Source organism: Oceanobacillus sp. FSL H7-0719 (assembly GCF_045040795.1).
Classification (GTDB): Bacteria; Bacillota; Bacilli; order Bacillales; family Amphibacillaceae; genus Oceanobacillus.
The window spans coordinates 1,598,061-1,616,906 of the sequence record NZ_CP150301.1 but is presented as its reverse complement, the minus strand read 5'-3'; the positions used below and the strand labels follow the sequence as shown (position 1 = coordinate 1,616,906).

The following is an 18,846-nucleotide window of genomic DNA, read 5'->3' as shown; positions in this document are numbered from 1 at the left end:
AGAAAAGGGAAGAGGCTTGGTTAGCGGGATAGCTGGTTAACTTACAATAAAAAAGACCCAAGGTTTTCACCCTGAGTCCTTAATTTTTTGCCTTCCAAAATACGCCATAATTGCTGGGAACCTTTTCTACCTTTTGCATAAACTGCAATTTCTTTAATTCTCTTTCAGTCTTGGTGATTGACCAATCATAAATAATCGCTACTTCCTTTGTACCAAGTATTGTATGGTGATGAATAAGTTCCTCTAAAGGTGGCTTAGCCGAAGGAATTGGCTGATAGCGTAAAATTTCACTTAAAACAAGTTCATATATTTCATAGGGATACAATCCAGAAACCTTGATGCCGTGTTCTTCAGCCATTTGATTAAAGAACACCATTGTAGGAAGATTGTCTACATCCATTTCATTTGTTAGACGTAAATCACATTGGTAAGCTTTTTTAGCGGGAGAAGAGAAAATATCTTTTTCAAATTCCTGCATATCTAAATTTGCTTCTCGGGCACAATCTAGTAAAATTTCTAATTCCGAGATATTTTGTTTCTCAAGAAATAGTTTTTGCTGTACTTTTCCAAGGAATTTTTTGCCGGCTCTTTTACCTTGTAATTCAGCAGCTTTAAGTGCAAGGGAAGTATTCCATGGATGTGTGACAGTATTATATTCGTTATTGCATTCTGCTATATTGCAAGCATGCAGTGGATTATTTCTTGTTAGAACTTTTTTCTTGTCATTATTTAAAAGTGAAAGGTAACCACTAACTATTGGGCGAGTTGTAAAAAATCTGCCGTATTCGATTGTTAACTTTTTTATATACGTTTGTAATGACCAGCATACTTCTGAAAAAGGGTCGATAAACACATAAATCTCAACAGGCTTTTTGATATAGTCAATATAGCCATTGTAATCTGCTGATGTGCTTGTGTGATTAGAGCTTGGGAGCTCAGGTTGCTGCCAACTCACATCAAATTCTCCTTTCTCCTACTCTGGGGTGTTCATCATATGGTTAGCTGTCAGCGTTAACTTCTCAAACATTATTGAACGATAAGGTTCTTCAATTTTTGCTTCTTCCAATGCTTCTGCCATACAATCTAACCAAGCATCTTTGCGCTTTGGTGTAATCGGAAAGGGCAAATGCCTTCTACGCATCATTGGATGGCCTCTTTCTTCTTCATATAGTCGCGGACCGCCAAAAAACTGTGTCAAAAATAAGGTTTGCTTCCTTGCTGTTTCCGTTAGGTCTTCTGGAAAAATTGGAATTAATAACGGATGTTTACCTACACGATTATAAAAATTGTTAACAATTTTCTCTATAGCATCATGCCCGCCTATTGCTGCATAGATAGAACGATGTTGTATGTCCTGCATAGTATAATCTCCTTGATTATTTGTTCTCATTTTAGCAATGGATTAATGTATGAGCAACCAATCTGACTCGTAATTGGTTATTAAGTGTTCTTTTTGATAGATTGAAAGAATCTTTCAATCTTATTTGGTGTATCTCTTCTAGGAATTTGATACGCACTTAATAGTGTTTTGAAAACAGCAATACCCTCTGATTGGCTTTTTGCTTCTAATTCAAGTTCATAGTCAGAAGTGTGGTGATACTGGCTGTAATCCAGAACAAGCAGAACATTTTGGTATGTGATCTCTCGCCGTTCTGTATGCAGACTGCCAAATAAATGTAATTCATCCATGCTAATTCCCAGTTTTTCTAATTGTTTTCCAGTGTGTTCTTTTACGACGGGTTTACCATTGAACCATGAGTCGGCTTCTTCAATCGATAACATGTCATGTGTTTCTAATAGGCCTTCTGGATGCGGTTCTTTTAAGGTCAATACATTATTGCCATTTTTCTTCCGGATTCTGAGTGCGGACTGCTTTTGTTTCAGTTGAAAGTCTGTCGTTTCGAAATAGTAATTCTCTTGCAGTACAGCCTTTTTCGGGAAGTTCAGTTCCCGCAATAAACGTTTATATTCGTCTTCTGTTAATAGGTTCTTGTATTCTATTTCTATTTCCTGTGCCATGAAAATCCTCCGTTTAAGGGAAAATGTAAAAGTTTTAAAGCAGTGATCGATGTTCAGCAGGCTTGCATTTCGGGTATGTACGTATTAAATAAATACGTTTTGACCAAAAGCATTTATTGCCGGCAGAGGTCGTAACATCTTTCATCCACTTCCGACTTTTTTATCCTTAACTGATTATAAATGATTATTGCAATTTCTCAAGAAATATGCAAAGGATAGCCTTTTTTTAATGGTGTGGTAAAATAAGATAGGTAATAATTTCAAAAAGTAAACGGAGTGATGGCAATGAATTGGGAAGAATTTCTTGCTCCTTATGCTCAGGTTGTAGAGGAGTTAAAGGTTAAATTAAAAGGGATGCGGAAGCAGTTTGTACACGAATCAAGGCATTCCCCCATTGAATTTATCACGGCCAGAGTAAAACCAATACCAAGTATTTTAGAGAAAGCAGAAAGAAGACAAGTACCTTTAACTAATATTGCAGAGGAAATTCAGGATATTGCGGGAATTCGAGTGGTATGTCAATTTGTTGATGATATCTATACTGTAGTCAATATGCTGCAATCAAGAAGTGATTTTACAATTATTTCAGAAAAAGATTATATAAACGAAAAGAAAAGAAGCGGATATCGTTCCTATCATATGACGATTCAATATCCAGTTGAAACGATTCATGGACGTAAATTAGTACTCGCAGAATTACAAATACGTACACTGGCAATGAATTTCTGGGCAACGAATGAGCATTCATTAAATTATAAATATGAGGGACGAATTCCAGTTGAAATTGAGAAGAGATTACAACTTGCAGCAGAAGCGGCATTTAATTTAGATGAAGAGATGTCAAAAATTAAAAATGAAATTCAAGAAGCAAACCGCATGTTCCATCGATTATAAGCAACTAATTATAAGTAGGGGGAGAGTTTGTTGAAATTTGCTATCGTGTCAAAAGGCGATGACCGTTCGAATACAATCAAAACTACAATGAAAGAATACTTAACGGAATTTACATTGGACTATAATGAAGAAGAACCGGAATTAGTTATTTCTGTTGGAGGAGATGGTACATTTTTAGAAGCTTTTCATCGCTACCATCATCGATTAGATAAAACAGCATTTATTGGTGTACATACGGGACACTTAGGTTTTTATGCTGATTACACACCAGGTGAATTAGAAAAGCTGATTATAGAAATTGCAAAAACACCTTTTCAAACTATCGAATATCCGTTGCTTGAAGTAATTGTACGTTCGAAAACGGGTGAGAAGGAAGATCGCTGGCTCGCTTTAAATGAGGCGATGATTAAAACGGCTGATGGATCTTCTGTCGTTTTGGATGTAGAAATAAAGGGGGAGCATTTTGAAACCTTTCGTGGTGATGGGATATGTTTATCAACTCCATCTGGAAGTACAGCTTATAATAAAGCACTTGGTGGAGCGATATTGCATCCTTCCTTTGAAGCGATTCAGCTTACCGAAATGGCATCGATTAATAACCGCGTTTTCCGGACAATTGGTTCGCCGTTAATATTGCCAAAGCATCATACTTGTATGCTTCGGCCAATGCGCGACAGCAGCTTTTTGATTTCACTCGATCATTTTACCAAAATATATACAAATGTAAAATCAATTCAATGTCGTGTAGCGAAAGAAAAAGTTCGGTTTGCAAGATTTCGTCAGTTTCCTTTTTGGAATCGTGTTCGTGACTCGTTCGTTGCAGATGGGGATTAATACTGTAAGAAAGGCAGAAAAGAAATGAAATGGACGATTGAAAAAGCATATAATCAGATGAACATACGCGATTATTTACAGCAAATATGCGGTATATCGAGAAGAATCTTAATCTCTGCTAAATCTGAAGGGGGAGAGATTCTTCTTAACGGCAAGCAAGAAACAGTACGGAAGCTATTACACACAGGAGATCTGCTGGAAGTAAACCTTCCACCTGAGGAAGTAAGCAAGTGGCTTGTTCCAGAAGCGATTGATCTCTCCATTATTTATGAAGATGAAGCACTGCTGGTGATTAATAAGCCAGCAGGAATGGCAACATTGCCATCGCCTAAGCATAAGTCAGGAACGGTTGCTAATGCTGTAATAAGTTATTATGAAAAGATTGGAAATCCAAATACGTTTCACGTTGTAACGAGATTGGATCGGGATACTTCAGGATTGATTCTAATTGCAAAGGACCGGCTTACCCATAGCTTGCTAGCAAAGAGTCAAAAGCAATTTACTATCCAGCGCAAGTATCAGGCGATTGTTGAGGGGAGTATGAAACAATTAAGTGGAACCGTAAATGAGCCGATTGGCAGAAAGCAAGGATCCATTGTTGAAAGAGAAGTAACACCTGCTGGAAAAGATGCAATCACACATTATAATGTCTTTTTTGCCTGGGAAAAGTATTCTTTCGTGGAAATCACCTTGGAAACGGGAAGAACGCATCAAATCAGGGTACATTTCTCCCATATAAATCACCCGCTTGCAGGAGATGATCTATATGGAGGGAAACTGCAAGTGATAAAGAGACAAGCACTTCATTGTCATGAGCTGGTATTTCCTCATCCATACACAAATGAATTGCTTGCCTTTAGGGCAGAACTTCCGGACGATATGAACAAAGTGATTCAAGAATTTAAGGGAAACTCCTGAATTTTTCTTTGTTAAACGGCTGGCTGGACGGAACCGAGACAGTGTCATGCTCTGGAAGCCGAAGGGCGGTAAGGGCATTGCCAAATACGCATCCTGTGTCAATGTTAATTGTATTGTTTACGATTCTTGGTGCTTTTACAGGAGTGTGGCCATAGACGATCCATCGTTCTCCATCATAATGCTGTGCCCAATCTCTGCGGATTGGCATGCCCTTTGAATCAAATTCTCCTGTAATATCGCCATAAAAGACGAAAGTACGGACTTTCCCATCAGTACGGCCAATAAATTCCTCTTTTATTCCTGCATGTGCAACAATGGCATTTACTTCTGGAATTTCTAAATAAAGCGGGGCTTCTTCATATAACTTCATAAACTGGTGACGAATAAGTTTCTGTTCTTTTTGGCTTAAGGCAGCATATTCAGCTGCCGTTGTTTCTAAACCATGCCGCAGCTGTACTTTATTCCCTAAGAAAAAACGATATAATTTATTACAATGATTGCCGGGGACATACTTTGCCTTTTTTTCCTTGATAACCATACGATAAACAAGGCGAATAACTTCTAGTGATTCAGGTCCGCGATCTGTCAAATCTCCCGCGAAAACTGGTATGCGTTCAGCTGGATGAAGATAAATATTATTTTTATACTCATAACCCAGTTTTTGAAAAAGGCTATGTAACTCATCCATACAACCATGAACATCTCCAATTACATCAATTTTCATGAATATGCTCCTTTCACATATATTGTACACAACTCCAGGCATAATACTCAAGTTGATAACAATAAGAAGTAAGGGAATCGTTTTTTCGCTTTTTATTGTGGTCAAAGTGGAGTATATTATTAAATGGATGTGTCATCAAAGAAGTATATCTTCATATTGCAGTTTTAATTAACAATGGAAGGGATAGATTAAGTATAGGGCAAAGGATCCGATGGCAAGAAAGGATGAACTTACATGAAAGATACATTAGAAAATTTCGAAAATCAATATGAAAAAGAGATAAAAGCTGATTGGAATAAGCTGCAGAAGTCATTAGCTAATGATGAAATTGACCCTTTTAGAAAGTATTACTTTACAATGCACCCTTATGAGCAGGCTACCTTCTTTATTGAACAAGAAAAGGAATTAAGGGAGCGGCTATATGGCTATCTTTCTCCAGATGAATTTGCGGAGATCATAGAAAGTATGGAGATTGAAGAAACATTAGATTATTTTAGAGAGATGGATCCGCGTTTTTCTGCGGAGATTTTATCTGAACTTCCCGCGGATGATGCAGTAGATATACTTAATTTTCTTGATAAGGAAGAAGTTGTCAGTTTTCTGACGAGTATGGATGAAGATGCAGCTAATGAAATTAAAAACCTGCTGCATTACGAGGAAAAAACTGCTGGTAGTATCATGACTACCGAATTTGTAGTTTTAAATGCACTGGATACTGTTCAAGAAGTAATGCAATATTTAAAAGAAAAAGCGCCAGATGCAGAAACAATTTATTATTTATATGTTGTCGACAATGATAAACGACTTGTTGGAGTTATTTCAATCCGTGATTTAATTATTGCAGATAACGATTTGCTTATAAAAGAAATTATGAGTGAAAAGGTTATAGCTGTTTCTGTTGCTAAGGACCAAGAAGAAGTTGCACAATTATTCAGGGATTACGACTTTCTTGCAGTGCCCGTAGTTGATTTTCAAAATCATTTGCTCGGTATTATCACAGTCGATGATATCCTGGATGTAATGCAAGAAGAAGCTTCAGAAGACTACTCCATGCTTGCTGGGGTATCTGATGCTGAAAAACATACAGATTCTGCTTTTCAGTCAGCAAAGAAAAGGCTGCCTTGGCTGATTATATTACTATTCTTAGGAATGTTTACAGCAAGTCTGATTGCAAGATTTGAGGACACTTTAAATCAAGTTGCAGTGCTTGCGATATTCATACCGCTTATCGCTGGAATGGCCGGTAACTCGGGAACACAATCTCTTGCAGTGGCGGTACGTGGTATTTCAACAGGGGATTACCAAAAACAAGGAAAAATGAAAATGATTATTCGAGAAGCATGTACAGGATTGATTACAGGATCTGTTTCAGGAATTATAATTGCAGTCGTAATTTATTTCTGGCAAAGTAACATCTTTTTAGGTTTAATCGTTGGTGTGTCTATTATGGCTTCACTCGTTGTTGCAACACTTGCTGGGGCGCTCATTCCATTATTAATGGAGCGGCTGAAAATTGATCCTGCAGTTGCATCTGGACCATTTATCACTACGATTAATGATATTATTTCGATTATAATCTACTTTGGTATGGCGACCAGCTTTATGAGTTACCTCATCAACTAAAGTTTAAAGTAAAACTTGAGACCCTCTCATTGGTTCTCAAGTTTTTTTGTCTGCCGCACGGGAACACGAAAACAGGCGGGGCATATACTGATTGTGACTATTTTTCTATAAAGGAGAGAATAAATTTGCGCAATGAACGCTTTGCTAAAGATCCGCTGCTTTATATTCATCAAACAAAGACAGAGAGAATCCGTGCAAATATGCAGCATCAGTATAGATCAAAAAAAGAAAAAGTCCAAGAAGAATTAAATGAAAATAAGGCAGCGAAGACGAGTGACCGAAAGATGAAAAGAGTGAGACAGGAAAGCTTTTACGAAGCAAAAGACAGTGCAGAAGAAGAAGAAGAAGAATCAACAAATAAAGGCGGTAAGGAGCGAGAAGGAAATACATTTAAGGAGATGACCTTAGAGGAGCAGCTCGTTTATCTAACAAACAGACCAGCCTATGCACCACGCCTTACCTGTGAAATTAAAACTGATAAACGTATGTATCAAGGAATTATCTTACAGTATGAAAATGAGATTGCAAAAATTCGCAGCGGAAAACGGATGATTGACGTTCCGCTTACAAGCATAAAACGTATTCGTATGCTCAGCTTATAAATGATTTCATTTCTGTTATGAAAAGATAGGAAATAAAGAACGCAAGCACCGAGCAGCCTGCGGACATTGTCCTTTTGCTGCTGGATGGTGCTTGCGTTTCATATTAATTGTTGAATACACTGATTGCTGGCAGGCAAGTAACGTGACAGAAGCAATGCAGATCCACTGTAATGCAAATGCCAGTTGCTAGTAAGTTTTTTGTCTTTTGATCAGTTGGATCTTTCAAATCTCCATGACCATACGACTGTTCATGAGAAAGTAATAATTCTAATACTGCACAGCCATCTTTATCTATACGTTTTGCTCGGAAAATAAAGCTCGCAATAATTGGTCCAATCTTATCTTCATATTTACGATCAGCACCAAAACCTTTAAATGGTTTACAGCCGTCTTTACAGTAAAGAATAACTGGCACCGTATCTAAACCACTTCCAGTATCGTTATCACCAAGTAAGTCATTGATGGATTGCTCACAACTCGTGCTACAGCAATTCTCCACTACATCATTCTGGGCAGCAACAATCTCTGATAATACGTCAATGACGCAGTTGCCGCTATCATAATCTTTTCCACAACCACAGCTCATAAACAATAACTCCTTTCACAATATATTGACTTTCTTTAATAACATATGTGTAAAAGGCCTGTTGGTGTGGGCAATTTAATTCTTTGAAAAACGAATTTAAAATATAATAAAGTAACTGAATCAGGTTTACTATTCTGAATAAAGGGTATAGTTATATGAATTAACGGACATATAAAGAAATTACTTTACGAAGGATTATGAACAAAGGGGGAATTATAAATGGGATATATCCTGCCAGTCGAAAGATATCAATATGTTGAATACCAGAATAGAATCCCACAACAAAAGTTGAATGTTGAGGCTGTAGATGCACCGTTCAAAGCTGTGCTTGAAAAGAAGCATGAGGAAGTTATTAGTGAATATGATCGCTTGAATCCAAGTTCTTACAAAAGCTTACCGCTAAAACCACAGATGAGCACGGTTGGTCATAGTATTTACGCTGAAATTACCGGTAAAGGAAGAGAGTTTAGTGAATCTGTATAAAAGAGAAATGGGATGTTTATTTTAAATTAAACATCCCATTTCTGATGGTGCCGATTCGATACTGGAAAGATGAGCAAGTCTTTATCTTTCTGATATTCTACATGAAATACCTCAGTTAAATCATTGTAATTCTGTTTTTTCAATTCCTCCATAAGCCACTCTTCAGTCAGATTTTTTTCAAGTAAATTATCATATAGAATTTCCCCATCATTAACCAATGTAATTGGCAGCTGAACGGGTTCGGAAGCAAGCTTCATATCTTTTCTTGAAGGAGTTTGATAATCTGACTTTCTAAGAACGGAAATGGTTCCATTTGTTTCAAGTATTGCGTACTGTACTTCCGCAAGAGAAAAAACATCCTTTGCACGGAGCATATGCTGCAGCTGATTTACATCAAGTTTATTTTTTTTCATGACATCTCGAATTAATTTCCCATTATAGATAACTATAGATGGACTGCCTTCGAAAAAATTCCTTGAACCTTTAAACCGCTGTGTAATATATTCTGTAATATACATTAAAGCACCCCAAGTGAAAACAACAAATGCAATTTCCGGTATACCTGTTTTTTCATCAAATAGTGCATTTCCAATAAGTTCTCCGAGGACTAATGCCGAAATGAAGTCAAACGCTGTTATTTGAGAAATTTGAGTCTTACCCAAAATTTTTGTGAGTGTGAATAACGCAATAAAGCCAAAAGTCAAATCAGTGAACATGGATAAATAAGAGTTCATACCAATCCCCCTAACTACAATATAGCTTAACCAAAATAGGGGGAAACATACGAATTTAAACAAGGAAGACAAAAAAGTATAGGAGCAAAATTACATTAGCTCCTATACTTCTTCTTTATAATTATACAATGCAATTTATAGGGTTTTAACCATTGTAACATGTGGGATGCCGGCATCTAGGAAGGTATCAGAAATTGTTTCATAACCTAGCTGCTGATAAAAAGCTTCTGCATGGGTTTGTGCATTTAGCTTAGCTTTTTGATAGCCTTTTGCTTGTATCATTGCTTCCATTTTATGCATCAGCATTTTGCCAAAATGTTTACCACGCTGTTCTTTCATAACGCAAATTCGTTCCAGTTTTCCGTAATCGCCTTCAAAGCGGAGACGACTTGCAGCAACTGGCTTATCAGCTTCATAACCAATGAAATGAATTGCCGTTTCATCAAAAGCATCAATTTCTTCTTCCACGGGAACCTTTTGTTCATCAACAAAAACAGTCATACGAACATAGAATGCATCATCCCGTGCTTGTTTTGTATTTACTTCTTGAACAATCATATTTTACTCCTTATTAAATACGAAGGTTTCGTGCACTGTCCATGAACCATTTTCCAGCTGGTATAGCAGCTGGAAACGATCAACTACATCTTCGTATTGGTGATTTTCCATATTAAATCTGCCTAGAATATCAGTAAATTCATTATGCGTTAATTCTTGGGCAAGTGTTACATGAGGTATAAATGGATGTTTTCTTGTGTTTTCAAATTTTCCTGCATGAAGTTTTTCCTCAAGTTCAGTCATCTCTGGTACAGGGTTAATTTTAAAGTAAATTGTATTTGTCACAGGTTCAAATGAACTTACTTTTGTTATTTGAATTGGAAATGGTTTTGTCTCGCTTGCGATTTTCCTTAACTCTGCAATTACCTCATCCATTGCGTCCTCTGGAATTTCAAAACTGTCTTTCAATGTAATATGAGGTGGAATTAAAGCATAACGCGGGTCATATCTCTTTCTAAATGAGTTTGCGACATCTTGAATTTCTTTTGACGGAAAAAAAGCTATACCGAAATTCATTCTAAAACCTCCCAAAAAGTATTTTTGTTTAATGTGAATTATAACAATTATTGTATTTTTTATTATAGCAAAAATAATAGAATAAGCTATAAAAAGCAATGCGGGATTCTTAAAAGGTCATTATTTGTCAATCAAGCATTGTTGTTAAAGCACGAACCATATCATTTTGCCAGTATTTCCATGTATGTTCTCCGTCTTCCAGTTCATGATAGATATAGTTGCATCTTTTAGCTGTGAGTTCATCTTTTAATTTACGGTTTGGTGTGAGCAAATCAGAGATGGCTCCATCTGACAGTTTTGCTTGATCTTCTGCATCGCCAATCGTATGGTAAATATCCAAAGCAGTTAAATCACTCGTATTTTTTACTTTTTCCAAAACGGTTTCATCGATAAAAGGGGACTGCATGATTACTTTTCCAAATGTATTAGGATAACGCAATGCAGTCAGCAGGGAGAAGGTACCAGCAAGTGAATCTCCCATAAGAATTCGCGATTTCCCCATATGATGCGTTGGAATCATTTCATCAAGCAAAGGAACAACTTCCTTCACAATGAAATGAGTATAGGCATCGTACTGATTACCATCTGGATGATACTTTTTCCTCCGGTCTTGTGCATCTTTATAGTGGATTCCGACAAATACTGTATTTGTCAAATCATCTTCATCGTGAAGCCTGTCACTGAAAGTTGCTACTCTGCCCATTTGAAAATAGTCATTGCCATCTTGCATAATACAGATATTATACTTATAGAGAGTAGAAAATTTTTCTGGATAATAAATTTTTAATTCCTTAGTTTCCTCTAGATATTTGCTATTTATCTCTTTAACTACCATCTTACCCTTTCTCGCCACTAGTCTACACCTCAATTGTTAAAATTTAACTTACGTTTAGTTTACCATTAGTTGTATCAATATTCTATCACATTAATTTGCCTCTTCTAGCAGCTGTCCTTGGTAAAGGGAATGATATTTGCCTTTAAGCTTAAGTAATTCTTCATGGCTGCCTTTTTCAATGATTTTTCCATGCTCAAGCATAATGATTGTGTCTGCTTCTTTTACAGTATTTAATCGATGGGCGATGACAAAACTTGTTCTGCCCTCCATTAATCGATGTAATGCGTCCTGAATTTTCAATTCTGTAATTGTATCAATGTTACTAGTTGCTTCATCTAAAATTAAGATAGATGGATTGGCAATTAATGCACGTGCTATTGTAAGGAGCTGCTTTTGCCCTTGGCTGATTCCGTTCCCAGTCTGATCAAGCACTGTATCATATCCATCAGGAAGTTTTATAATAAAATCATGGGCATTTGCATCTTTCGCAGCGTTCATTACCTCTTCATCTTTTGCGTCAAGCCTTCCATAACGTATATTTTCACGAATCGTTCCTTGGAACAGAAAAGCATCTTGGAGTACAAAGGCCATATGTTTCCGCAGGCTTGAACGTTTAATATTCTTAATATCATTGCCATCCAAAGAAATTTCCCCGGAATCATAATTGTAGAATCGAGAAATCAAATTAATCAATGTTGTTTTTCCTGCACCGGTATGACCCACAAAAGCGACTGTTTCACCAGGTCTTGCTTCGAAGCTAACATGATCGATAATGACCTCTTCCTCGTAACCAAAGGAAACATCATTAAACACGATATGACCATCTGTTGAAGTGATTTCCTGTGCGTTTGTTTCATCTAATTCTTCTTGTTCTTCGTCCATGACATTGAATACACGCTCTGCACCTGCAATTGCTGAGAGCAGAATATTAAATTGGTTGGACAGCTCATTTAAAGGGCGAGTGAATTGTCTGGCATATTCAGTGAAAATAACGATAATCCCGACTGTAACTAATTCCTGATTCGTATAAATTGCAATTAATCCACCTGCAAGAGCAATTAAGCCGAAGCTTAGGAAATTAAGCATATTCATTATTTTTGGAATAAATCCAGCTATATTTGATGCCCAGAACCCTGTGTTTTTAAGTTCATTATTTTTTGCTTCGAAAGCATCGATTACCGTTTTTTCCTGTGAGTAAGTTTTTACAACATGCTGTCCAGATACAATTTCCTCTACATAGCCATTTACTTCCCCAAGATGCTTTTGCTGCAGCTTGTATAAAGGACCAGTCCGTGCAGTAATCCATTTCATTGCATAATACATGGCTGGTACAATGATGACTGTTACAACAGTTAGAATCGGACTTAAAATAAGCATAACAATTAATGTTCCTGCTAATGTCAGTACACTTGAGAATATCTGAATAACGGACTGGTTTAATGTGTTATTTATATTATCAATATCATTTGTTAAACGGCTCATCAGTTCACCATGCTGTCTTTTATCAAAATAAGAAATCGGCAGCCGATGGAATTGTTTAAATAAATCTTTGCGCAAATCAAAAACGGTATTCTGTGCGATTCCAATCATCCAGAAGTTTTGCAGGAAGATGGCCAATGAGTTGAATAGGTAAACAAGAATTAAAGCAATCAATAATGCACCTAATCCAGCTGCTTCTTGTGTAACAATATAATCATCAATTGCCATCCCAATCATATAGGGACCTAAAAGTCCAAGACCTGAACTGGCAAGTACCATAAAAATGACGAGAAACAGCATATACTTCTGCTGGGATAAGTAATCCCAGATTCTCTTTATTGTCGCACCCATATTTTTAGCACGCTTCTCTTGAGCAACATGAATAGCATCTAAAGAGACTTTTTCATATTGAAAGGGGGCCTTCCATTGTTTATTGGACATGTGCATGCTCCTTTCCAAATTGGGATTCTACGATTTTTTGATACAATTCTGAGCTCTCGATTAATGTTTCATGTGTGCCAATCGAAAGAATTTCTCCTTCATCCATTAAAAGTATGCTGTCAGCTGTAATTGCTGTAGAAACCTTTTGAGTAATAAGCAGCATCGTACAATTATATTTCTCAATAGCGGCAAGCAACTTCGCTTCGGTAGCCAAGTCTAATGCACTTGTACTATCATCAAGCATTAAGAATTTAGGCTTGCGGACAAGTGCGCGAGCAATCGAAATTCTTTGCTTTTGGCCCCCGGACAGATTTACACCTTTTTGGCCAACTTTAGTTTCATATTGCTGAGGCAAGCTCATAATTGTGTCATGAATTTGGGCATCCTTAGCTGCCTGGATGATTTCATCATCAGTTGCTGTATCCTTGCCCCAAGCGATATTATCTCGTATTGTTCCAGTAAATAATAATGGAGTTTGCGGGACATAGCCAATATTGTTTCGCAGTTCAGCAAAAGCGTATGCTGATGCAGGATGGCCGTCAATGATGACCTCACCTTTTTTTGGTTCATAAAGCCGAGGCATGAGCTGGAACAGGGAGGTTTTCCCCGAACCTGTAGCACCAATTATAGCCATCGTTCCGCCTGGATTCAGTTTAAATGAAATGTTTTTTAATATCATTTCATCACTGGCTGGGTATTGGAAATAAACATTGCGATACTCCACTTCTCCATGTTCGATCTTAAGTCTGCTCGAGGCCCTGTTTTCTTCTGAATCTGCTTCTTTTTCCAATGATAAAACCTCATCAACCCGTTCAGCAGAAGCTTTTGTTCTGGATAATACCATAATAATGAAGGAAAACATCGAAATAGCCATTGACACGCGGAGTGCATAGTTCACAATCGAGACAACTTCTCCTACTGCAGCATTGCCGGCGATGGACTGCGCATTCCCAAACCAAATAATGAAGATTAAGCTAAGGTTCATAATAAATAAGAGCACGGGCATGGATGATTCAACAAAACGGAAGGTAGTTTTCGTTGAATCAGCTAAGCTTTCATTTGCTTCTGTAAAACGATTTTCTTCATAGTTTCTTCTTGAGAAAGCTTTAATTAAGCGCATGCCTGCAAGGTTTTCTTGCATAACACGGTTGACATTGTCAACATTTTCCTGGACCTTGGCAAACATTTTACTGGCTGCTTTCATTACTAAAAACAAGAACAATATTAATAATGGTACAGTAATTAAGAAAATCATTGCCAGACGAGCATTGACAATAAATGCCATGATTACTCCACCAATAACTTGCAAAGGAGCTTTCGCCATAATTCGAAGTCCCATGAAAACCATGTTTTGGATCTGGCGGATGTCGTTTGTAAAACGGGTGACAAGCCCAGAGGTTGGATAATTGCTAAGACTTTTAAAGGAAAAATACTGAATGCGGGAGAATAACTTTTGCCGTATATCGTAGCCGAATGCAAAACTGACATGTGAGGAATAGAATGAATTAAATATTCCAGCAACAAGAGCTACAAATGCAAGTCCAATCATAATACTTCCCCACATTACGATATTTTGAATATCCTCATTCAGTACACCTTGGTCAATCATCAATCCAAGAAATAATGGAAGGAGAAGCTCAATCCCTAATTCAATAAGCATCATCGTGTAAGCTAACACGATAGGTAATTTATATGGTTTTAAAAATGAAAATACGTTTTTCAATCAAGTCCCCCCAAAGTAAGAAAATTAATATTAACAATTGTTTCATTATTATATAAGGAATAGAAAGTTTTATCCAGCTTTATATTTCGTGTTGCGAAACAGTTTATAATGTAATGATTGTTATATAGAACAGGATAATCTTTGACTCGATGTGCAAGAAACGGTAAGATACACGTGAAAGAATAATTAAATAATACTTGAAAACAGGTGCCCAACAGGGAGAATAGGAAATGAAGTGCAATTCTTCAGCGGACCCGCCACTGTGAAGGGGAGTTTTATAATAATGCCACTAGATGCGAATCTGGGAAGGTTTATAAAACGATGAACTGAGCCAGGAGACCTGCCTGTTTCTGCAAAATACTGATAGATGAAGGAAAAGTCTGCCGTTTATTTCTTATGAAATAGACTGCAGACTTTTTTTATAAATTTTTAAGTAGGGGGAAACCAATATGTGTATGTATGAAAACACGGTTAAAAAGATTGAAAGATTGGATCAAGTTAAAATGGAGGAAGCTCGTGAAAGAGTAGATGCATTAATTAAACCGCCTAAAAGTTTAGGGAAACTGGAGGATCTTGCTGTACAGCTCGCAGGAATAACGAAAAATATATATCCCGAAGTATCAAAAAAGGCAGTCATTGTTATGGCGGGCGACCACGGTGTTTACGAAGAAGGGATTTCAAGTAATCCACAAGAGGTAACAAGCATGCAGACAACTTTTTTTTCTAAGGGAATAACAGGGGTAGGTGCAATTGCAAAAGTCTCAAATGCGGATATTATTACCGTTGATGTTGGAGTGAAGGATGTTATTCCGGCAGATGCGGGAGTAATTGATAGAAAGATTAAACATGGAACCAATAATATGATGAAAGGTCCTGCAATGACAAGAGATGAGGCTATTAGAGCGATTGAAGCTGGAATAGAAGTTGCTTTAGAACAAATAAAAGCTGGTGTGGATATGCTTGGAGTTGGAGAAATGGGAATTGGCAACACAACTCCCGCTACGGCAATTGTTTCGGTGCTTGGAGATATTGAGCCTTCCGAAATTACAGGAAGAGGAGCTGGAACGGGAGCAGGGGGCATCGGTCATAAGATTGAAGTAATTAAAAGAGCGATAGAGGTCAATAAACCAAATCGCGAAGATGCGCTCGATATTTTAAGTAAAGTAGGCGGACTGGAAATTGCTGGCATGACCGGTGTAATGCTTGCAGCAGCTGCGAGCCGCATACCAGTTGTCATAGATGGCTATATAGCAACCTCAGCTGCTCTCATCGCATATTCACTTGAACCAAAGTCAAAGGGATATATGATTCCCTCACACCTTTCAATGGAACCTGGTGCAAAAAAGGCAAGTGAGTTACTGGGGGTAAAGCCATTTATTGATATGGATCTCTGCCTTGGTGAAGGTTCTGGAGGAGCATTGGTCTTTCCAATTATTGATGCTGCCTGCAGTATGTTAAAAAGCATGGCGACATTTGACGAAGCAGGTATGAAACTTTGATTTAACTATGATGATTGGGATGCCGCTTCTTTAATAGAAGCGGCATGATTTCTTTATCTATCATTTAGATTAGGGAGCTATGTTGGAAAGTTTATGTTATGATGTAGGAGTAAAGTTACATATATGAAGAGAATGAATTTTTTCTGAAGGGATGATGAAGATGGATATTGCAGCATTATCTACAGCATTAAGTCAAATGCAAGTACAGCAGCAAGCAAGTTTATCCGTTATGAGAATGACAATGGATACAGGTGCAACACAAGCAAATGACTTATTGCAAATGATGCAAGCAAGCACACCACCCAGTGTAGATGCAGTGGACCCGAACCTAGGCAGAACGGTTGATATTAAGCTTTAGAAACGTTTGTTTCTCATGTAAATAGCAATCTATGTAAATAGAACTTGCGGGGGACGTTGTTCTGTTGTATACTAATTTTACTGTAAATATTTCTTAACGATTCCGTAGCTCAGCTGGGAGAGCGCTACCTTGACAGGGTAGAGGTCGTTGGTTCGAGCCCAATCGGAATCACTAGCTACAAACCTTTATATAGCGCCAATCCTACGGCATTAGGATATGGCGCTTTCTTCATTTTTAGTGTCATCTGCCGACATATTGACGGCATCAGCTTGTTTTTCATTGTTTTTTGTTGTGTCAATTTGTTTCTTGGGTTTTAAAATTTCCGTTAATCTTGCAGTTGCTAATTCATCAATTGACTGCACTCGGTGACCGTAAACATCATTAGTAATTCCGATGCCGGAATGACCAGCTCTCCTTGATATTTGAGCAAGCGGTATTTTTAACTCGATTAATAGGGTTACCATTGTATGTCTTAAACCATGTATATTTAAATACCTAAAGTTATGACGTTTTAAAAATCTTTCCCACCAATTTCTCATGCTGTCTGGATTGAATGGTTTCCCGTTTTCGTGACAGAGTAATAAAAAATGTTTTCCTTCTTTCCATAATTCTTCTTTTTTTAATTGTTCTCTTTCTTTCTGCCTTCGAGTCATTAGTCTAGCAATAGGTTCAATTAAATCATCTGGCAATGCAATGTCTCTTCTTTTGGCACGTCTAGATCCCTTTTTTATTTCATGTATAGAATACCCATCACGTTTTGTATAAGTGAGCGCATCCCTTACATAAAGAACTTTATTCTTTAAGTCGATATGCTTCATTAAATCTAAACCAAACAATTCAGACCTTCTTAAACCGCCTATTATAGCTAGCTTAAACGCAATACTCCAGTGTAATAGTTCCTTATCAAGCGCATTATAAACCGCGATAGCTTCATCGATGGCATACGGTTCTACTTCTTCGTAATCAACAGAAGGCTTTTGTACGCCGTCCAACGGGGATTTTTTAATGGCGTGTACTTCAACAGCAAAGTCAAATATATGTTTTAAAATTCGATAATAATAATGAATAGTGCTAGTGGCTAACTTTTTATCCTTACCTTTCTCTGGGTCCTTGTATTTCGTCAATTTCATTCCTGGTTCGGAAAGGTTGTCCAAAAAGTCTATAATATGAATCGGCTGCACTTCACTAAGTTTAAAATATTGAAAAGCTGGTTTAATTCTGGAATCTAAATATTCCATAAAAGCTTCAAATGTAGTTTCAGCCAGTCTTGGTTTTGCGCCTTTCGGAATCCAAACGTTTTCGACAAAAGCTATAAAACCAACATCTTCTAAATCGACATAGCCTTCATCAAATACATCGGCTATAAACTTAGCCAACTCTATATTTGCTTCCTTTTCGCTCTTAGCGGTAATAGTCTTGTATTTTCTATTTCTGCCTTTTCCATATAATTTCTTCCCTAAGTCTACCTCCAATTGCCAGCGGCCATTCCCGCGTGGCCGTGCATGACCTTTCCTTTTCGCCATATCAGTTCCATCCTCCCATTCTTATACATTTCTAATCTACGTAAAGCAAAATCAAAATCAACGTTAAATAATTCAGTAATTACATCAACATTCACCCCTTTCAAGCTGTCTAGCATAAATGTGGGTATACAAAAATGGTAAGCAAAGTAATTCGCTTGATACTCTTGCAAATCGATAAATAGGGGATGCATATTTAATTGATTTCCATAGTGTCTTAGATAGTGACAGACCTCGTGAGCGAACTGTATCCATTCGTGCCATTCAGTGCTAGGCTCTAAAGTGATTTCATCGCTAAATCTAAAAGCTTTTTTGTCGTAAACAACAGTAATTCCCAACTTATTGGAAATGTTATCAATTGTGAGGTCTTTAGGCTCCTCGACTTCCAGTAATTTAAAAAGGTCGTAGATGTATTCCTCCAAGTAAGTGTACAAGCAAAAACCCCCTTAAATAGAATGTATGTTCTGTTTAATTGTATAAGAGAGGGTGTACAAATTTAT

At 37.3% G+C, this 18,846-nt stretch carries 21 protein-coding genes, 1 tRNA gene and 1 riboswitch; of the genes, 9 read left to right on the top strand and 13 right to left on the bottom strand.

Annotated elements, in window-relative coordinates; all coding sequences use genetic code 11:
• Positions 1-79: 79 nt before the first annotated feature.
• The 3 genes from NST93_RS08725 to NST93_RS08715 form a co-directional block, all read right to left on the bottom strand.
• The gene (locus NST93_RS08725) at positions 80-955 is read right to left on the bottom strand and encodes a ClpXP adapter SpxH family protein (protein ID WP_405103194.1); all 876 of its coding nucleotides are present in this window, start codon (positions 953-955) and stop codon (positions 80-82) included.
• A gap of 18 nt (positions 956-973) precedes the next feature.
• Positions 974-1,360, bottom strand: coding sequence for a globin (locus NST93_RS08720; protein WP_405103192.1), 387 nt, complete (start codon positions 1,358-1,360; stop codon positions 974-976).
• Between the two features lie 80 nt (positions 1,361-1,440).
• Entirely contained in the window at positions 1,441-2,019 is a 579-nt protein-coding gene (locus NST93_RS08715) for a CYTH domain-containing protein (RefSeq protein WP_405103190.1), read from the bottom strand.
• Between the two features lie 285 nt (positions 2,020-2,304).
• Here NST93_RS08715 and NST93_RS08710 point away from each other — a divergent pair, with 285 nt between their 5' ends.
• From NST93_RS08710 to NST93_RS08700, 3 genes are read left to right on the top strand one after another with little or no spacing between them, the layout of a single operon-like run.
• Positions 2,305-2,913 (top strand): GTP pyrophosphokinase family protein, encoded by a 609-nt coding sequence (locus NST93_RS08710; protein ID WP_405103188.1) that lies wholly within the window; start codon positions 2,305-2,307, stop codon positions 2,911-2,913.
• Positions 2,914-2,943: 30 nt separating this feature from the next.
• The gene (locus tag NST93_RS08705) at positions 2,944-3,747 is read left to right on the top strand and encodes an NAD kinase (RefSeq protein WP_405103187.1); all 804 of its coding nucleotides are present in this window, start codon (positions 2,944-2,946) and stop codon (positions 3,745-3,747) included.
• 24 nt (positions 3,748-3,771) lie between these two features.
• Positions 3,772-4,665, top strand: a complete 894-nt coding sequence (locus NST93_RS08700; protein WP_405103185.1) for an RluA family pseudouridine synthase — start codon at positions 3,772-3,774, stop codon at positions 4,663-4,665.
• On the opposite strand, the gene prpE is transcribed toward NST93_RS08700, so the two are convergent.
• A complete protein-coding gene (prpE, locus tag NST93_RS08695) occupies positions 4,649-5,389 on the bottom strand; it encodes a bis(5'-nucleosyl)-tetraphosphatase PrpE (protein WP_405103183.1) in 741 nt (246 codons plus the stop codon). The two genes, NST93_RS08700 and prpE, sit on opposite strands and share 17 nt — an antisense overlap.
• A gap of 234 nt (positions 5,390-5,623) precedes the next feature.
• Here prpE and mgtE point away from each other — a divergent pair, with 234 nt between their 5' ends.
• Both mgtE and NST93_RS08685 read left to right on the top strand, forming a co-directional pair.
• Complete coding sequence (mgtE, locus tag NST93_RS08690; protein WP_405103181.1) at positions 5,624-7,012, top strand: magnesium transporter; 1,389 nt, start codon at positions 5,624-5,626, stop codon at positions 7,010-7,012.
• Between the two features lie 125 nt (positions 7,013-7,137).
• Positions 7,138-7,614 (top strand): CotO family spore coat protein, encoded by a 477-nt coding sequence (locus NST93_RS08685; RefSeq protein ID WP_405103179.1) that lies wholly within the window; start codon positions 7,138-7,140, stop codon positions 7,612-7,614.
• A gap of 103 nt (positions 7,615-7,717) precedes the next feature.
• Here the strand turns inward: NST93_RS08685 and NST93_RS08680 are convergent, their stop codons facing one another.
• Positions 7,718-8,200 (bottom strand): CotY/CotZ family spore coat protein, encoded by a 483-nt coding sequence (locus NST93_RS08680; protein ID WP_405103177.1) that lies wholly within the window; start codon positions 8,198-8,200, stop codon positions 7,718-7,720.
• A gap of 219 nt (positions 8,201-8,419) precedes the next feature.
• On the opposite strand from NST93_RS08680, the gene NST93_RS08675 reads away from it, so the two are divergent.
• Positions 8,420-8,683 (top strand): hypothetical protein, encoded by a 264-nt coding sequence (locus NST93_RS08675; protein WP_405103175.1) that lies wholly within the window; start codon positions 8,420-8,422, stop codon positions 8,681-8,683.
• A 26-nt stretch (positions 8,684-8,709) separates the two neighbouring features.
• Here the strand turns inward: NST93_RS08675 and NST93_RS08670 are convergent, their stop codons facing one another.
• The 6 genes from NST93_RS08670 to NST93_RS08645 all read right to left on the bottom strand — a co-directional run bounded on the left by NST93_RS08670 (position 8,710) and on the right by NST93_RS08645 (position 14,969).
• Positions 8,710-9,417 carry a YetF domain-containing protein gene (locus NST93_RS08670; RefSeq protein WP_405103174.1) on the bottom strand — a complete coding sequence of 236 codons (708 nt, stop codon included), beginning with the start codon at positions 9,415-9,417 and terminating at the stop codon, positions 8,710-8,712.
• Positions 9,418-9,552: 135 nt separating this feature from the next.
• On the bottom strand, positions 9,553-9,975 hold the full coding sequence (locus NST93_RS08665; RefSeq protein ID WP_405103172.1) for a GNAT family N-acetyltransferase: 423 nt from the start codon (positions 9,973-9,975) through the stop codon (positions 9,553-9,555).
• A 3-nt stretch (positions 9,976-9,978) separates the two neighbouring features.
• Positions 9,979-10,491: a YjcG family protein gene (locus NST93_RS08660; protein ID WP_405103170.1), complete on the bottom strand. Its 513-nt coding sequence runs from the start codon at positions 10,489-10,491 to the stop codon at positions 9,979-9,981.
• A gap of 127 nt (positions 10,492-10,618) precedes the next feature.
• Positions 10,619-11,344 (bottom strand): alpha/beta hydrolase, encoded by a 726-nt coding sequence (locus tag NST93_RS08655; RefSeq protein WP_405103168.1) that lies wholly within the window; start codon positions 11,342-11,344, stop codon positions 10,619-10,621.
• A 72-nt stretch (positions 11,345-11,416) separates the two neighbouring features.
• Complete coding sequence (locus tag NST93_RS08650; protein WP_405103166.1) at positions 11,417-13,246, bottom strand: ABC transporter ATP-binding protein; 1,830 nt, start codon at positions 13,244-13,246, stop codon at positions 11,417-11,419.
• Positions 13,236-14,969 carry an ABC transporter ATP-binding protein gene (locus NST93_RS08645; protein WP_405103164.1) on the bottom strand — a complete coding sequence of 578 codons (1,734 nt, stop codon included), beginning with the start codon at positions 14,967-14,969 and terminating at the stop codon, positions 13,236-13,238. Before NST93_RS08645 ends, NST93_RS08650 begins: the two co-directional genes overlap by 11 nt.
• 188 nt (positions 14,970-15,157) lie before the next feature.
• Positions 15,158-15,332: riboswitch (cobalamin riboswitch) on the top strand.
• A gap of 86 nt (positions 15,333-15,418) precedes the next feature.
• Here NST93_RS08645 and cobT point away from each other — a divergent pair.
• The 3 genes from cobT to NST93_RS08630 all read left to right on the top strand — a co-directional run bounded on the left by cobT (position 15,419) and on the right by NST93_RS08630 (position 16,997).
• Positions 15,419-16,468 carry a nicotinate-nucleotide--dimethylbenzimidazole phosphoribosyltransferase gene (gene cobT / locus NST93_RS08640; RefSeq protein WP_405103162.1) on the top strand — a complete coding sequence of 350 codons (1,050 nt, stop codon included), beginning with the start codon at positions 15,419-15,421 and terminating at the stop codon, positions 16,466-16,468.
• Between the two features lie 160 nt (positions 16,469-16,628).
• The gene (locus NST93_RS08635) at positions 16,629-16,826 is read left to right on the top strand and encodes a YjfB family protein (RefSeq protein WP_405103160.1); all 198 of its coding nucleotides are present in this window, start codon (positions 16,629-16,631) and stop codon (positions 16,824-16,826) included.
• 98 nt (positions 16,827-16,924) lie between these two features.
• Positions 16,925-16,997, top strand: a tRNA-Val gene (locus NST93_RS08630).
• A 38-nt stretch (positions 16,998-17,035) separates the two neighbouring features.
• Here the strand turns inward: NST93_RS08630 and xerC are convergent.
• Both xerC and NST93_RS08620 read right to left on the bottom strand, forming a co-directional pair.
• On the bottom strand, positions 17,036-18,349 hold the full coding sequence (gene xerC / locus NST93_RS08625) for a tyrosine recombinase XerC (RefSeq protein ID WP_405103158.1): 1,314 nt from the start codon (positions 18,347-18,349) through the stop codon (positions 17,036-17,038).
• Entirely contained in the window at positions 18,289-18,780 is a 492-nt protein-coding gene (locus NST93_RS08620) for an ImmA/IrrE family metallo-endopeptidase (protein ID WP_405103156.1), read from the bottom strand. The genes xerC and NST93_RS08620 overlap by 61 nt, the downstream gene beginning before the upstream one ends.
• Positions 18,781-18,846 lie beyond the last annotated feature (66 nt).

Excerpts from the sequence above, each read along its gene's own strand:
- NST93_RS08680 (WP_405103177.1), bottom strand. The coding sequence starts at position 8,200 with ATGAGCTGTGGTTGTGGAAAAGATTATGATAGCGGCAACTGCGTCATT.
- NST93_RS08635 (WP_405103160.1), top strand. The coding sequence starts at position 16,629 with ATGGATATTGCAGCATTATCTACAGCATTAAGTCAAATGCAAGTACAG.
- NST93_RS08715 (WP_405103190.1), bottom strand. The coding sequence starts at position 2,019 with ATGGCACAGGAAATAGAAATAGAATACAAGAACCTATTAACAGAAGAC.
- xerC (WP_405103158.1), bottom strand. The coding sequence starts at position 18,349 with ATGGCGAAAAGGAAAGGTCATGCACGGCCACGCGGGAATGGCCGCTGG.
- NST93_RS08720 (WP_405103192.1), bottom strand. The coding sequence starts at position 1,360 with ATGCAGGACATACAACATCGTTCTATCTATGCAGCAATAGGCGGGCAT.
- prpE (WP_405103183.1), bottom strand. The coding sequence starts at position 5,389 with ATGAAAATTGATGTAATTGGAGATGTTCATGGTTGTATGGATGAGTTA.
- mgtE (WP_405103181.1), top strand. The coding sequence starts at position 5,624 with ATGAAAGATACATTAGAAAATTTCGAAAATCAATATGAAAAAGAGATA.
- NST93_RS08665 (WP_405103172.1), bottom strand. The coding sequence starts at position 9,975 with ATGATTGTTCAAGAAGTAAATACAAAACAAGCACGGGATGATGCATTC.
- cobT (WP_405103162.1), top strand. The coding sequence starts at position 15,419 with ATGTGTATGTATGAAAACACGGTTAAAAAGATTGAAAGATTGGATCAA.
- NST93_RS08710 (WP_405103188.1), top strand. The coding sequence starts at position 2,305 with ATGAATTGGGAAGAATTTCTTGCTCCTTATGCTCAGGTTGTAGAGGAG.
- NST93_RS08670 (WP_405103174.1), bottom strand. The coding sequence starts at position 9,417 with ATGAACTCTTATTTATCCATGTTCACTGATTTGACTTTTGGCTTTATT.
- NST93_RS08650 (WP_405103166.1), bottom strand. The coding sequence starts at position 13,246 with ATGTCCAATAAACAATGGAAGGCCCCCTTTCAATATGAAAAAGTCTCT.
- NST93_RS08660 (WP_405103170.1), bottom strand. The coding sequence starts at position 10,491 with ATGAATTTCGGTATAGCTTTTTTTCCGTCAAAAGAAATTCAAGATGTC.
- NST93_RS08675 (WP_405103175.1), top strand. The coding sequence starts at position 8,420 with ATGGGATATATCCTGCCAGTCGAAAGATATCAATATGTTGAATACCAG.
- NST93_RS08700 (WP_405103185.1), top strand. The coding sequence starts at position 3,772 with ATGAAATGGACGATTGAAAAAGCATATAATCAGATGAACATACGCGAT.